Annotated in this window: 12 protein-coding genes; 6 read left to right on the top strand and 6 right to left on the bottom strand. The window is 43.3% G+C overall.

Annotated elements, in window-relative coordinates; genetic code table 11:
* Window positions 1-567, top strand: a 567-nt coding sequence (locus tag Q7J63_RS17765) for a peptidylprolyl isomerase (protein WP_304888098.1), incomplete at its 5' end; no start/stop codon positions are given.
* 96 nt (window positions 568-663) lie between these two features.
* Here the strand turns inward: Q7J63_RS17765 and pheS are convergent.
* Window positions 664-1,692 (bottom strand): phenylalanine--tRNA ligase subunit alpha, encoded by a 1,029-nt coding sequence (pheS, locus tag Q7J63_RS17770; RefSeq protein ID WP_019596593.1) that lies wholly within the window; start codon window positions 1,690-1,692, stop codon window positions 664-666.
* 459 nt (window positions 1,693-2,151) lie between these two features.
* Between pheS and Q7J63_RS17775 the strand changes: the two genes are divergently transcribed.
* Entirely contained in the window at window positions 2,152-2,718 is a 567-nt protein-coding gene (locus Q7J63_RS17775; protein WP_019596591.1) for a fasciclin domain-containing protein, read from the top strand.
* Between the two features lie 382 nt (window positions 2,719-3,100).
* Complete coding sequence (locus Q7J63_RS17780; protein ID WP_304888101.1) at window positions 3,101-3,754, top strand: hypothetical protein; 654 nt, start codon at window positions 3,101-3,103, stop codon at window positions 3,752-3,754.
* A 77-nt stretch (window positions 3,755-3,831) separates the two neighbouring features.
* On the opposite strand, the gene Q7J63_RS17785 is transcribed toward Q7J63_RS17780, so the two are convergent.
* Both Q7J63_RS17785 and ytxJ read right to left on the bottom strand, forming a co-directional pair.
* Window positions 3,832-6,693, bottom strand: coding sequence for an outer membrane beta-barrel protein (locus tag Q7J63_RS17785; protein ID WP_304888188.1), 2,862 nt, complete (start codon window positions 6,691-6,693; stop codon window positions 3,832-3,834).
* Between the two features lie 524 nt (window positions 6,694-7,217).
* Window positions 7,218-7,553 (bottom strand): bacillithiol system redox-active protein YtxJ, encoded by a 336-nt coding sequence (ytxJ, locus tag Q7J63_RS17790; RefSeq protein WP_019596587.1) that lies wholly within the window; start codon window positions 7,551-7,553, stop codon window positions 7,218-7,220.
* A 151-nt stretch (window positions 7,554-7,704) separates the two neighbouring features.
* On the opposite strand from ytxJ, the gene Q7J63_RS17795 reads away from it, so the two are divergent.
* The 3 genes from Q7J63_RS17795 (at window position 7,705) to Q7J63_RS17805 (ending at window position 11,198) form a co-directional block, all read left to right on the top strand.
* Window positions 7,705-9,099: a DUF4403 family protein gene (locus Q7J63_RS17795; RefSeq protein ID WP_304888103.1), complete on the top strand. Its 1,395-nt coding sequence runs from the start codon at window positions 7,705-7,707 to the stop codon at window positions 9,097-9,099.
* 156 nt (window positions 9,100-9,255) lie between these two features.
* Window positions 9,256-10,341, top strand: coding sequence for an HNH endonuclease domain-containing protein (locus Q7J63_RS17800; protein WP_304888105.1), 1,086 nt, complete (start codon window positions 9,256-9,258; stop codon window positions 10,339-10,341).
* A 62-nt stretch (window positions 10,342-10,403) separates the two neighbouring features.
* Window positions 10,404-11,198: an HIT domain-containing protein gene (locus Q7J63_RS17805; protein WP_304888107.1), complete on the top strand. Its 795-nt coding sequence runs from the start codon at window positions 10,404-10,406 to the stop codon at window positions 11,196-11,198.
* A 299-nt stretch (window positions 11,199-11,497) separates the two neighbouring features.
* Here the strand turns inward: Q7J63_RS17805 and Q7J63_RS17810 are convergent, their stop codons facing one another.
* From Q7J63_RS17810 to Q7J63_RS17820, 3 genes are all read right to left on the bottom strand, one after another.
* Window positions 11,498-12,520 (bottom strand): SMP-30/gluconolactonase/LRE family protein, encoded by a 1,023-nt coding sequence (locus Q7J63_RS17810; protein WP_304888109.1) that lies wholly within the window; start codon window positions 12,518-12,520, stop codon window positions 11,498-11,500.
* Between the two features lie 156 nt (window positions 12,521-12,676).
* The gene (locus Q7J63_RS17815; RefSeq protein WP_019596583.1) at window positions 12,677-13,351 is read right to left on the bottom strand and encodes a 3'-5' exonuclease; all 675 of its coding nucleotides are present in this window, start codon (window positions 13,349-13,351) and stop codon (window positions 12,677-12,679) included.
* 1 nt (window position 13,352) lies between these two features.
* The gene (locus Q7J63_RS17820; RefSeq protein ID WP_304888110.1) at window positions 13,353-15,299 is read right to left on the bottom strand and encodes a DUF294 nucleotidyltransferase-like domain-containing protein; all 1,947 of its coding nucleotides are present in this window, start codon (window positions 15,297-15,299) and stop codon (window positions 13,353-13,355) included.
* Window positions 15,300-15,377: the final 78 nt, after the last annotated feature.

Here is a 15,377-nt window from a genome sequence, read left to right on the forward strand (position 1 = left end):
CCTGTGGAAACAACCTTTGGATTTCACATGATTCAATTATTGGAAAGAAGGGGAAACACTTTTAACACCAGGCATATCCTGATCAGACCACAACCTTCAGAATCCGATATCCTAAAAGCTGAGAATTATCTTGACAGTTTACGCGCTACGATTTTAGATGAAAAGCTCGAATTTGCAAAAGCCGCAAAGGAATATTCCGATGACAGAAATACTTCGGACAATGGCGGTTACTTCGCTGATCCAGGATCTGGATCCAACCGATTGACCTTGAGAACCCTCGAGGACCCTGTACTTTATTTCACCTTGGATAGTATGAAAATAGGGACCATCACCAAACCCATGCGTTTCGAAGACGAAAGGGAAGGAACGAAAGTAAGGATCCTCTATTACAAAGAGAGATTTCCTGCACACAGGGCAAACCTAAATGACGATTACGAAAAGCTTAAAATGGCCACCAAAAGGAAAAAAGAAGAAGAGCTGTTGAACAGCTGGTTTTTGATCGCCAAAGAGGATGTTTTTATTGACATCGATGCTGCATACGACAGGTGCAATGTCCTTCAGAAATAACAAAAATAAAATCGCCCCATAAAAAAGACCGTTGATCAGCGAGGATAAAACCAAAACTGACCAACGGTCTTTTTTTTTCACTTTACCAAGCGCACTTTAAAGCATCGGCTTGAATTGCTTTAAAAATCTGACATCATTTTCAGTAAATAACCTCAAGTCCTTGATCTGATATTTCAGCATCGCAATCCGCTCGATCCCCATTCCAAAGGCAAAGCCTGTGTATTTTTTGGAGTCAATACCGCAATTATCCAACACATTGGGATCAACCATTCCAGAGCCACCGATTTCCACCCAACCACTTCCTTTGCAGATATTACAGCCCTTGCCACCGCAAAGCTGGCAGCTGATGTCTATCTCTGCACTGGGTTCTGTAAATGGGAAAAAGGAAGGTCTGAACCTCACTTTTGTTTCTTTGCCAAACATCTCCTTAGCAAAATGGTACAAGGTGTTTTTCAAATCCGCAAAACCCACGTTTTCATCCACATAAAGCCCTTCCACTTGGTGGAAGATACAATGCGCACGAGCAGAAATCGCCTCATTTCTGTACACGCGACCTGGAGAAAGGGTTCTGATGGGTGGCTTTTGGTTTTCCATCACGCGCACCTGCACCGATGAAGTATGCGTCCTGAGGGCAATGTCAGGATCTTTTTCTATAAAAAAAGTGTCCTGCATCTCCCTAGCGGGGTGGTTGATGGGGAAATTCAAAGCCGTGAAATTGTGCCAATCGTCCTCGATTTCAGGTCCTTCGGAAAGATTGAATCCGATGCGCTCAAAAATCTCAATAATCCGCTGACGTGTAGCCGTCAAAGGATGTATTCCCCCGGCCCCAACATTGCTCGGAGGCAGCGTGAGATCAATGTCAAATGCATTGGATTGCTTTTTGTCCGTATTGACCCTTTCTATCAACTCCTGGAATTTTTCCTCTGCAAGTTGCTTCAATTCATTGATCACCTGCCCGAAGACTTTCTTTTCCTCGTTGGGAATATTCTTCATCTCGGCAAAAAGCTCCCCAACAACACTTTTCTTGCTGATATATTCCATTCTATAAGCCTCCAACTCTTCGGGGGAGCTGGCCGTGGCTTGGGCGATGGCATTCTTGATTTCGGCAACCTTATCCTGATGCATGCGGTTTTTGATTTTATTCTTGAGTACAAATCTAAAAGAATCTGCTGGAAAAACTGAGTTGAATCAAAAATTAGGTGTTTACTTAAATCTAATACATGCAATCCCGTCTTTATTCAAGTAGGGACTCACCTATTCAATTGCCAACGGGTCAAACCAGATTCTTCCGAAATAACTTCCATTGCGCTTTTGGCAACATCCGGGAAGTATTTCCCCTCCTATCCACAAACTTTTGATACTTCTCAAGATCCACTTGAATTCAAGAGCGCCTTCCTCGCAATCAATTGTATGGTTGAGATCAGGGGCAATCCCAATGCTGTTTTTGATTGGGGGATATATTTGATTATAAATCGTTGACAATGTGACTCGTTTGGATGAAGTCATGTTTTTTTTATGTCCATAAGATCCAATCCTCTCCTCACTTCCGTAATTCTCCCCAAATAAACAAAAAAACTAAAAATCATGAAAACTATCAAATTATTTCAAGCAGCATTCTTGGCCATGTTTTTTCTAAGTGCTCAAGTAGCTTTTGCTCAAATGGAGAAGACGGTAGAAGTGGGCGGCGCCCCAATGTATCCCTCCAAAAATATTGTGGAAAATGCAGTGAAATCTGCTGACCACACGACATTGGTTGCTGCGGTGACCGCTGCTGGCTTGGTGGAAACGCTTCAAACCGCAGGTCCTTTCACGGTATTTGCCCCTACCAATGCAGCTTTCGCAAAATTACCAGCTGGAACTGTAGAGTCTTTGGTAAAACCAGAAAACAAAGCAACCTTGACCAACATTTTGACCTACCATGTAGTGGCCGGAAAAATGGGTTCCAAAGAAATCGCTGCCGCCATCAAGAAGGGTAACGGTAAAGCCAAATTGACAACTGTCAGTGGTGGAACATTGACGGCTTGGATGGAAGGAAAAGACCTTTACATCTCTGACGAAAATGGTGGAAAATCCAAAGTGACGATTGCAGATGTGTTTCAGTCAAACGGTGTGATTCACGTAGTGGACACAGTCGTACTTCCAAAAAGCTAAAATCAAGCAACACCACAAAAAAAGGAGTCTTCAGATATGGAGACTCCTTTTTTTGTGTCAAAATGACTCAAATCAAGCCCTATCAAGATATAGAAAGGTTGTTTTGGTAAATTTGGGTTTACCTAGGAAAAGAAGGAAGGCAATGATTTTAAACGAACTGCTGTTATTTTCCTTTTAAGCCCAAAATGTGCATTAGGTTTCGCAATAGAGGTTGAAACTACAAAAAATCAGACTGTTTGGACAATAAGGTATCGTCCAATATGGCGAAGTCAAAAACAGTAAACAACCGACTGATTATTAAGCAATTTCAGGCCGGAATAGAATTGACAATGCATACTTTTGTGCTTTAAAATGGCTACATTAAAGCTCTAAAAATGCCCTTATGAAATCTTTCACCCTTCTTTTTTTCCTGTTTATCCTACTCATAGGCTGCCAGCGCAAGGACGAGAGATCCGATAATTCTGATCTTGACAAAACCTCCAAAGACACCCTGAACTCCTCAGAAAAGCTTAATATTTTGCCAGATTCGGCTTTAAAGCCAGCCAATGAAAAACCCATATTGGCTTTGACGTCCAATGCTCTGCAATTGGTCACTCCCTTGACAGGATCGACTAGGGAAATTTCCTTCGGAATGCCATTGGACCAGATGGTGGCATTGATGGATCAGGTTTTGGAACTGGAAGTATCCAATGTGGGGCTGAATGGAGAATGCGGTGCCGGTCCTTTGACAATGGCTACCTGGAGCAATGGTTTGACCTTGGTATTCCAAGAGGACAAGACAAAAAATGAATGGGTTTTTGAAGGATGGTATTTGGGAGAGGTTGCGAATTCAAAGGCAACCTTGACGACAATGGCAGGTATTGGCATAGGATCCACAAGGGCAGAAATGGAAGATGTGACTGTCATCGAAGTCTTTGAATCCAGTCTGGGCCAGGAGTTTTCCACCGAATCGGGATTGTATGGGGTTTTTTCCGGCACGGGAAAAGATGCCAAAATCACTGATCTCTGGAGTGGGATCAGTTGTATTTTTAGGTAAATCCGCCTTTCATCAAAGTATCCAAAAACAAAACAGGCCGGAATCAATCCCAGCCTCTTTTGTCAAATACTCATTTTTTACCAAGATCTTCCTCCTCCTCGCTGCCAAGGCTGCTCGGAAGAGGGTTCAGGCTGCTTGAAGTTGCCAAGAATATAAGTGAAGGTCAACATGCTGTATCGGGTCAAAACGTTGGTGAAGACATCCGTCACTGCCACATCGGAAATGGTTCTGGTGATGCTGTTGTTTTGATTGAGCAAATCAAAGATAACCAGCTTCAACTCGGCCTTGTTGTTTTTGGCGAAGCGAAAACCGCCCTCAATGTTCCACAGCCAAACCGACTGGTCAAATCCTTCCGATAGCCCTCGGTATAAAATATTGTTCACAGTGTTGCCCATGAACAATTTCCCGTTGTTTGGGGAAAAATAGAGGCGGAGGTTGGATTCCTGGATGAAATAATTGTTGTCCAGGTTCTGCTGAAGACTGCTGTTTACAATCGTGTAAGTCCCGGTGGTACTCAGGGTAAAGTCAACATTCTTGCTGATGTTGCTCGTAAAGGTTACCCCTTGGCTCAGATCAATGTTGTCATTCAGATTTTTCTCCCCGTTGATGATTCCCGGCGTACGGTTGAATCCAAGACGCGTATTGGAATTGAACTGGGTTTTGATTCCCTTGATGGGTGCACCATAGGTCAGGAAGAATCGAGTTCTGAAATTCCCGTCCAGATTGACCGGCTGCGAAATCTGTCCACCTGGACGAAGGAGGATTTCCCCATTGATCAAGGTGTCCTGGGCAGTGATGAAAGTACTGTTCCCGATAAAATTACTCGTGGATGAATAATTGACAAACATGAAGAGTGTCCGTGATTTTTCCAGATTGACCTTGCTGACATTTGCAAAGATGTTGTGGTTAAAGCTTTGTCCCAAGGAAGGATTTCCAACTCGGAGATTCAAAGGGTTTTGGTTGTTGACCACATTCTGCAACTCCGCAACGCTCGGCTCATCTGTCCCTGTTCGGTAGCGAAGTCGGTAACTCAAGCCTGATTCACGGTTTCTGTAACTGATATTGGCACTTGGCAGGATATTGTTGAAGTCCCTCTTGAAAACTCCCACAGTAGGGAAAATACTGTTGTTGTCCAATCGGGCATTTTGGTAGTCAAGGTTCAAGTTGACATTCCAGCCTGCATTGTTGTAGGCATATCCTGACCGCAATCTTTGGGTGATAAATTTGTTGTCAAACTCATTGCTGAGGGCGGTATCCAACACGTAAATGCCTTGCTCTTCCGCGACGACGAATGTTTTTTGGTCGGCAGAGGTCTTGTTGTTTCCGACTTGGTAACCGAAGGTACCAATGGATTTTTCTCCCAAAGGTTCGGTGAAGGTGAGGTTTACCCGATAATTGAATCCATCGGAAAGTGCGGTGGTTTCCTGTAAAGTGGTATCCAAACTGGTTCTGATATAGTCCCTGCTTGCTGCCAAGAGATCCGAAAATTGGTCCCGCTTGTTTATCGCCGTGAATACATCCGTGGAAAATGTCCTTCCCACCTTATCGAATTTGTAACGGTAGGTAATGTTGTTGGAGATATTGTAGGACTTGGTTTCCGCATTGGTGACGGAACGAAGCGCACTCAGGGAATCGTTGGCATTTCCCAAGGTCAATGCATCCCTGTCACCAAATGTTTTGTTCGTTTGAAAGGAAATGCTCGGTGTGACGATGATAGCATTCTTTTCATTGATGTCTGCCTCCATTCTCCCGCTTACCCGATGGTTGTAATTTTCCACGGTATTGATCAGATTTTCCTGATAATACTGTCTCAGATTCTGATTGACGACGGTTTCTCGGTTGGTGATTTGACGCAAATTGTTGGAGGTATTGTTGAAGAAATAACTCCCTGAGAAATTTACTTTTTTACCCCATTTGTCGCTGTAATTCAATCCCAATGCGCCAGTGGAAAGAATCCCGATGTCATTGCCGACAAAGAAATTGTTGTTTCCTCCACCTGGTCGGCCGCCACCTCCAGGTCGGCCACCCCCCCCTCCTCCGGTAGCATTGGCACTGACTCCGGCTAGATCCTGACTGGAAAAGTTTTGCTGGTTGATGTTGTTGAGCAGACCAAGTACCGAAACCCTTCGGTCCCCTTTGAAAAAGTTTAGACTTCCTCCCGCAGAGTAGCGGTCGTCAGTGCCATAACCGCCATAAACCCGTCCAAACTGACCATTTTTCCGGTCTTCCCGAAGAATGATGTTGATGGTTTTGGAATAATTTCCATCATCAAATCCCGTCAACCTGCTTTGGTCCGATCGCTGATCCAAGATTTCGATCCTGTCGATGGCATCTGCTGGTAAATTTCTGAGCGCGATGCTCGGATCACTTCCAAAAAACTCCCGGCCATCGACCAAGATCTTCTGAACTTGCTCGCCTTGGGCCTGGATTTGACCTCCCTGAAAAGTGATTCCAGGTAATTTTCTTACCAAATCCTCCGCTTGTGCATTTTCTTGGGTTTTGAATGCATTGGCATTGAAGGACGTCGTATCTCCTTTCATTTCACCGACTGGAACCTGGCCTTCGATGACGACCTCTCCCAGAAGCTTGCTGTCTTCGACCAATACCAAGATGCCCAAATCGAGCGCATCTCCTCTGCTGAGGGTTCTCGTGATTTTCTTGTATCCCAAAAATGAAATTTCCACCACTACTGTCGGGATCCTGGGACGGTCTATTTCAAATGTACCATCTACTCCGGTCACTGTGGAAGTAAGCAAGGAATCCGTCACGGTTTTGATCAGGACATTTGCCCCGATCATCGTGTCTTTACTCAGGCCTTCGATGACTTGTCCTTTTATTTTTTGGACCTGTCCGCGGTTTTCGGGTCGCTGTGAATAGCCTTCCAGGGACATGCCAATCAAAAAAAGCGTGAAAAATAATTTTAAAGTAGAAATTTTCATCATGTGTAAAGTTATATCAGTTTCTTAGACACATGCCTCCCCAAAAAGTTTAAGTGAGTGGCGTCGAAAATTTTGAATGGATTTAAACCCTTTTAAAAGGTTTTAAATACCTATAAACTCAATAAGCATGAATTATTTGGCCTTCAACCCGAAATATGCAATAGGTTTCCAAATGGGATTGAAACTGAAAGAAAATCAGACTATTGGGAGAATAATTCCTGACTCCAATAGGGTTTAGTCAAAAACAGTAAACACCTAATTGATTATCAGTAAATTAAAATATTAAATGGAGTTCGTAATACATAAAACGGGTACAAAAACTGCATAAAAAAATAAGTCAAGTGAAATGCCCTATCGCAGAAAAAAGAAATTCCATCAAAAGGAAGAAAACCCTTCCTTTTGATGGAAAATTAAAACCAGTCAATGTACATGAACCTTGTTTCTGAATCAGAGCAGCACCATTGATTCCAAAGGACACACGAGTGTTTTTTGCATGCCTCTAATCCATGCCCGGCGCGCTCATTTTACAAGCGACCGATAATGTCGGCATAATTGATCCCCATGTGGCTGTTGTCATATACGGCCACACCTTCCTTGATCAGAATGACCTGTGGAGATTCATGGTAAACATCAAAAGCTTTGGCTACCTCATTGGAAACCTCCCTAAAGCTGATCAAATCCAGATAATAAGGAGTGGCTTTTTCGGAATCTTCCGGCTTCCAGTTTCTTTTCATTCTGTCCCAAGCCATGCTGCTGATGGAACAGCGCGTGGAATGCTTGAAGATCAGGACAGGCTTGTCCTTGCTTTGTGCTTTGATCTCTTGTAGTTGGGTTATATCCTCTAATTTATTCCAATCCATTTCTTAATTTTTCTTAATGCAATACCTGTCTTAACTTTGTTTGCCGTAAAAATAGTTCCTTTGCCCGATTGCCTTCTTACAAAATCCCGAAAAAATGCTTTTGGCACGATTTGGGTGCAAATTGATTTGAAATTACTTTAAGAAAAAATAAATGAGATTCTCCTACCTTTTGGGCTTGTTCCTGTTACTCTTTGTTTCTTGTAAAAGCATCAATCCCGAAAAACCAAAATACAAGGGCGCCCCCATCCTCTTGCCCATTGCCACCTCAAGCGTCAATATCCCCATCGAAATCCCCCTTTCTTACATCGAGGCCAACCTGAACAAAGACTGGAGCAACAAACTCTTTTCCGGAAAGGCAATGCCTTTGGGCAGTGGGATCTTCACGGACATCGATGTCACCAGAACCGGAAAAATCACCCTCTTGGGCATCGCCAACAACAGCCTGAAAGTAAAAATCCCCATGAAACTCAAAGGGGATTTGAAAATTGAAAAAAAGGTCTTCGGCCAAATGCTGTCCACTTCCATTCCCTTTGACGAATTGCTGCAGCCCGAGATCAGTTTCAAACCGGAAATCGGCCGCAACTGGGAACTTGCCATCAAGAATGTGCAAATTGAGAATTGGGGGAAATCACTAAAATACAACCTGATGGGCTTCGAGATCGACTTGGACCCGATCATCCGGGAGCAATTGCAGGCTGTATTGAGCCAACAACTCACTGCTTCAAATCTGGCAGGACTGAATTTCAGGAGCGTGGCGCAAGCCGCTTGGGATACCTATGGCAAGCCCTACCCGGTGGAGCAGGAAGGCGTGCTGACTTATTTTTTCACCAATCCTTCCAAATTGAAAATCAGTGAAGAAGTCACCTCGGACCAAAAACTCAAACTCTATCTGGGAATGGAGGGAGAGGTTTTTTCTCAAGTGGGATCGGAGCCAAAATTCACGCCATCGGCCCTACCCAACATCTATTTCAACGACAAAACGGAAAACAAAATCGACATCATCCTTCCCTTGACCATCCGGTACAAGGATCTCGACCAATACCTGAATGAATCCCTTTCCGGACAATCCCTGAAAATGGACAACAGTACCCAGCTGATTCCCTCCAACCTGAGTACCCAGAGTTTTGGCGATCGGATCCTGCTGAAGATGGATTTCAGGGCGCTGCGCAAGGGAAAGAAAGAAATCAAGGGAGAGCTATACTTTGTAGCAAAGCCTGTGTTCAACCCCGCCACCGAATCGATCCAATTGGAGCAGGTGGACTTTGATGTCAACACCAAAAACCTGCTGGCAAGAAGTGGGTCTTGGATGAAACAGGGCCAAGTCATAGCCCAGATCACCAAAATGGCCGTTTACCCCATTGGTGCTTACCTCAGGGATGCACGCAGGGAAATGCAAAAGCAAGGTTATTTCGAAACCGACTTTGCCACCTTCCGCGTCAAAAACCCAGACCTGGAAGTCGAGGGCATCTACAACACCGCGGACGACATCCGACTCTATCTCCGGTCTACTGGGCAGATGGACGTGAGGTTGAAGGAGGTGAAGTGAGGAGAATGAGGGGATTAAACCTTCGAATAAGATGTCTAGAGGTATTGAGCTTTCATATTATCAAAATATGTCCTAAATTAAAAGATTAGTAAAAACTATTGTACGAAACCTTTTTTATAAAAAATGAGAAATGAAATTTTTTCGAATATCAGCAAGATGATAGAGCGAGATAGCAAGGTTTCAACATATAAATTTGCACTATTAAGGGGTACAATCGATATTATTCAAGATAATTCACCTTTTATTAATTTAGGCCAAAAAAATGCGGATATCCCACTGGGTTTATTAATTGAAAAATGGCTATTGTATTACTACCCTATACTAGAATCAGAGATTTTTATTCCCCAAATTAATGGGAGAACAATTCTTGCATTTGAAAAACAATTCAGAATATTTATTATTAAATATTCTGAATTGGGAGGGTTTTCGGCTTTTTATAATGATTTGAGACTAAAAGGAATCCCAAAGGAATTGGAATTGGAATTTCTTTCTTTAGTAAACAAAATTGGAGACACTATCAGAAAGAACCCAATGAAATACATTGGAAGGTCTTTTAATGATGGTTTTTACGCCGTATTTCAGGACAATAACAATAGAAAAAAAACAGAATCGGCAAGAATTGATTTAGAGTTTTTAGTGAAAAAATTTGGGACTTTTTCTATCTCATTGGAATATTATAGTGCATTCCAAATTCTTGGCAGCTTCATTTCTGGCCAAGATTCTTTGTTGTTTAAGTGGGCTGAATTTTCCGTAAAGGCAGCAAGCAATGGATTGAAATTTGAAACTGTCTTAAATGATGTCTTAAGAAGCCCTGTTACAGAAAGGGAGGCAACCAAATCAAAAATCCTCTACAAATCAATTTTAGAACAAGAGGGGCATGTACAATGTGTCTGGACAATGCAAAATATTAATGCTTATCACATAGATCATGTTATTCCTTTTTCGATATGGAAAAACAATGATTTATGGAATTTACTACCCTCAAGTGCCTCAACCAATAATAATAAGAGGGATAAAATTCCATCATTAAGTTTAATCGAAAAAAGAAAAGAGCGGATAATTCAATATTGGGAATTAATTTTTGAAAATCAGCCAGAAAGATTCGAAAAGGAAGTCAAAGTGTCCCTTTTAGGATCTATCCCTTTTGACAATTGGCAATATCCAGCATTAGAAAGACTTAAAGAAAGTTGTAATTATTTAATCACCATTAGAGGTTTTGAAGAATGGAATCCAAAAATGTAAATAATTACTCCCACCTCACCGCCAAAGAAAGAGATTCCATTTCTTTCCCAGCTCGGTTGATAATGAATAAAAACTTACTAAAAGGAGATATCCTCGATTTTGGATGCGGCTTTGGAAAAGATGTGGAAGTCTTACAATCCAAAGGATTCAGTATTGTGGGCTATGATAAATTTCATTTTCCGGAATATCCAAAAAAGAAATTCGATACCATCCTTTGTTTTTATGTTTTGAATGTACTAATGCCAGAAGAACAGGCTTTGGTCTTGATGGAGGTTTCCCATTTATTGAAACCAGGCGGATCAGCCTATTTTGCTGTTAGAAGAGATCTAACTTACGAAGGTTTCAGAACCCATAAAATTCATCAAAAGCCTACTTTTCAATGCACTGTTAGACTTCCCTATGCTTCCGTTTATATAAACGAAAGTTGTGAGGTTTATCGGTATTCACATTTCACCCAAAATAAAAGTCAAGAAGCACTTGACTGCCCATTTTGCTTTCCAAATTCAGAAACAGAATTGATTGCTGAATCTGCTACAGCATTTGCTATTTTAGATAAATACCCGGTAAGCAACGGGCACACATTGATAATACCAAAAAGGCATTGTGTTGATTATTTTTCACTAACATTTCGGGAACAGTCAGCATGCATTTTCATGCTAAATTTTGTTAAACCACTAATTCAAACAAGGTTCGGATCCAGTAGTTTTAATGTAGGTCTAAACATTGGAGAAGTTGCAGGTCAGACCATTCCACATGTTCATATCCACTTAATCCCAAGATTCGAAAATGATGTGGAAGATCCTTTTGGTGGTATTAGAAGTGTAATTCCAGAAAAAAGAAGGTATAAAGGAATTTGACACTTCTCATTTTTTTATTTAACCCGAGTGAGATGTTACCAAATCCATTCCAGCCTGAAATTGATTTTTAATCCGTCAATTATTTATTCTTCGTGACTTCACCACATCGGAACTACGCCTTATTGTCCAAGTAGTCTGATTTTTCTGTAGTTTCAACAAAAAAACCTAATGCATGTTTCGGGCTTAATCAATTCTTTCATCTAAAAATCAATAAATTCTCTCATTTGTTTGAGTCCAATGTTATTCCTTTTAGATTCTCCCTAATTGTTTTGAAGCATACCCGACTTATTCACCCCCCACTACCTCAAGCCCACCCGCAACACATACCCATCCGCAGTCATAAATAGCGTTTTTTTATCTGCCGAAAAGGCACAGTTGGAGGTGGCTTCACCGGTAAAGATTCTGGCGATGGGTATGCCGGAGGGATTGAAAACCCAGATTCCACCGGGACCGCTGGCGAACAAGATTCCCGAAGGGTGCATTTTCATGCCGTCGGGAAGCCCTTTCTGCCCTTCCTTTCCCACCAGGTCTGTGCAGTCAAAAAACAGCCTTTTATTGGTCAATTCTCCTGGGGAAACCACATCATATTGGTACCAAACCGCATGCTTGGGATCGGAATTGGCAACCAATAAACGGGTCTCATCAGGACTGAAAGCGATACCATTTGGGCGACTGTTCAAAGAATCGATCAGAACAAGTTCTCCGTTGGTTTTCAAACAATAGACTCCCTGAAAATCCAATTCTCTTGCTGGGTCGTCTACATTCCCCTCTAAGCCATAAGGCGGATCGGTGAAATACAGATTTCCAGCCCTATCAAAAACACCATCATTGGGGCTGTTCAGCCTTTTCCCCTGATAGCTATCTGCCAGCGTGGTGAATTCCGGCACTGGCTGGTTAATGGATCCCCTCATTTTCGCAACCCTTCTGTCTCCATGTTGGAAGAGGACCAAGGCTCCTTCGGGATCCATGATCAAACCATTGGAACCCACTTCGCCTCCACGCGGAGTGGTACCGGTATAGCCCGATGGTTTCAGGAAAACTTTTGGTTCCCCATCTTCTCCGATCTGGTAGAGGGTATTGGGCGGAATATCCGAAAACAATAAGATCTGCTGCTCCTCAAGCCAAAGCGGACCCTCTGTCCAGTCAAATCCCGAACCGATTACTTCGATCTCCGCCTCCGGATCGATCAGCGCCAAGGCTTCATCGTCCAGGATTTCAATAAAGGCATTGTCTTTTGTTTTGTTCTCGGAAGGCGCTGTTTGGCAAGAGGTGACGCCGAAAATCAAAAAGAGGAGGAGGGGAAAGGATTTTGGGTTTTTCATAAAACGGGATCTGCTCGACGCAAAATAAGCAAAAAACCAATAGGGTCTTTTTTTGCAAAAAAAACGGCTGATATAAACAACCAATTAAGGTTCAAGCGCTTGAGAGATTAACCTCTTTTTTTCAAGATACTAGAAAGCCATCAAGCCGTTTTCCTGTCAGCGCATCAAAGCTCCATAATCCTGGATTCCCTTCTGCTCGGCTATTTTCAGCAATTTCAATAGTAACTGGGCGGTCAAAAAAGCATCCCCGGCTGCGGTATGTCTGTCATCCAAAGAAATGTGGTACCGGCCACAAAGTTCGTCCAGGGAAAACTCTCCCGGTTTTCCATATCGTGTGTCATAATTCGGCCCCATTTCCAGGCGCACGGCCAAATCCTTGGTGTCGATCAGAGGATTGAGCAGCTTCTTGAGCCCAAATGGCTTCAATGCCTTTTCCAACATGGCAATATCAAAGCCAATATGATGGCCCACCAGAATGTCCGTTCCAATAAAGCCCAACATATCCTTGGCAAAATCCTGAAGCGAAAAGGCTTCATGTGAATGCATGATCTCGTGCACCTTCATGGATTCCCGATTTTGAAGAGGGGCGTTTAAGTAAATTTCCAAGGCAGATTGTACACTGATTGTATAGCCTCGGACTTTCACTGCCCCAAAGGAGAGGATATAATCGGTTTTAGGTTGGAGGCCCGTAGTTTCCGTATCCAACACAATGAAATTCAACTGTGAAATGGGCCGCATCCTCGGGATCCCTTTGACAAAAAGCGCTTCGTAGTCCTTGACAAATCCCGCTTTGGCACTTTCTTTTTTCCCGAAAAAATCCAGCCAGCCCATATCAGTTCGTAAAATAGTCCAGTTGAAACCTCACCCGAATGATTTTTTGCAGCTCATCGATGGGTGCAAAAGCATTTTTCAGCAATTGACGCTGAATCTTGCCCATGCCTTCCGGACTGATAAACCTCCCCGAATTGTTGGACTGAAGTCCCTCAATCGCCCGCATCCGCATCAGGATTTCATAGGCTTTGCCCGCTTCCAAAAACAACTCCCTGTAATTCGGTTCCAACTCCGAAAGTTTTTCAAAACGCTTGAAGGTATTGTTGATGCCGACCACACGATGGCTGAGGACAAGCAGCCTGGCGATGTCGGCCAAAGGCATCATGGCCCGAAGTTTTATGTCAAATTTATCCCGATGTTCCCCGGATTTTTCCACGATGAAATTCCTGAAAAAACCCAAGGGGGCAGGATTCAACAAGGCGTTCTTGGCCAGAAAATTCAGGAAAATGGTTTTGTCGGCGATTTCATTGTAGATGTGCTGGGTCATCTCCTCCGCCAATGGCTTGTGCCCATAAATCGGCCTGAAATCAAAAAAAATGGTGGAATGCATGATCGCCAATTGATTGGGCTGCAAGATCCATTCACTGAAATATTTTTTCCATTCAGAAAGTGGCTGACACCATTTGGGATTGTTGGCCATCATGTCTCCGGGACAGGATTGGAAACCGCATATCAGCAAAATCTCGATCACCTCCTGGGAAATCAGCAACATGTACTCCTTCACTTCCTTCAATTGTGCCTCCGGAACATCCGCAAAAACCATGGCATTGTCCAGGTCGGTGCGAAGCAATTGCTCCTCTCGCCCTTCACTTCCCAAGGATAGGAAACAGAACTTCACCTTCGATGCTTCTGGATAATCGGCATCGTGCTTTTTCTTGGCCATCTGAACAGCCCTTTTGATAATGATGTCATTGATCTCCGAAATGATACTGGCCACAAAATCCATGGACAACTCGTTTTCCAGATAATACCGCAGCAGGCGCTCGGCGCTGTCCCTGACCTTGGCCATCTCCTTTACATCCCAAGTGTTCATCAAGGCATTGATCAAAACCGCCGGACTGTTTCCTTGGGAAAGCAGGATATCATGGTCGGATAGGATCCCGATGACCTTGCTTTGTGCAGTTCCATCTTCGGTGAAAATCAAGTGATGGAGCCTGTTTTTGATCATGGTCAGGTACAAGGCAGAAAAACCTGCATCCCTGGTCATGGTCATCACAGGAGAAGTCATGATCTCCTCCACGGGAGTTTCGTAAGGCATATTCTGGGCAATCAACCTGTTTCTAAGGTCTTTGTCCGTGATGATCCCCATAGGGTGTTCTTGCGCATCTGTCACCACAATCGATCCGACACCCATTGTCGACATCTTTTTGACAGCCTCAATGATGGTAATTCCTTGCTGACAGGTGACGACATCCTTGGAGAAATTCAAGTCTGACTGTCCTGTAAAAATCAGGAGGCCTGTGTCCTTGGAGGCTTCCATAAAAATCCCCCTTGCCTTCTGGGATTGGGAAAGATCTGTCCGGACCACCACTTGTCCCGAAGCAAATCCGGCGGCGAAATAAAGACTGACCCGACTGTTTTCCTCCAGGATTATTTCAAAAATGGAAACCGGAATCGCATACACCAAACTTTCTTCCTCAGCTACGGCATTCAGAATATAAGGCCTTTTGCCCAGCAGGGCCAATACCCCAAACACATCCCCCTCGTCACAAACTTCCCTTACCTTGGTCTGTCCGTCTTGTGTCTCGGTGAGGTGGACTGAACCTTCCTTGAGCACAAAAAAGCAGTTTTGAGCTGGATCTCCCTGTTTAAAAAGAAATTCGCCTTTGGCAAAATAATGCACCTCAACACCCTTCGCTACAAGTTGTAGGGAAGCCTCACTGAGAAATGTGAAGGGTGGAAATCGTTTCAGAAATTCCTTTACCCGATTGACGATGACGTTGGACATAATTTTGGGTTAATGAGATAAGAGGCTGGCGGAAGGCGGCAGTTTAGCTTATGCTGCTAAACTCCGACATCCAATAGT

Origin of the sequence: Rhodonellum sp. (genome assembly GCF_030656585.1) — a bacterium.
In the GTDB taxonomy this organism is placed as follows: Bacteria; Bacteroidota; Bacteroidia; order Cytophagales; family Cyclobacteriaceae; genus Rhodonellum; species Rhodonellum psychrophilum.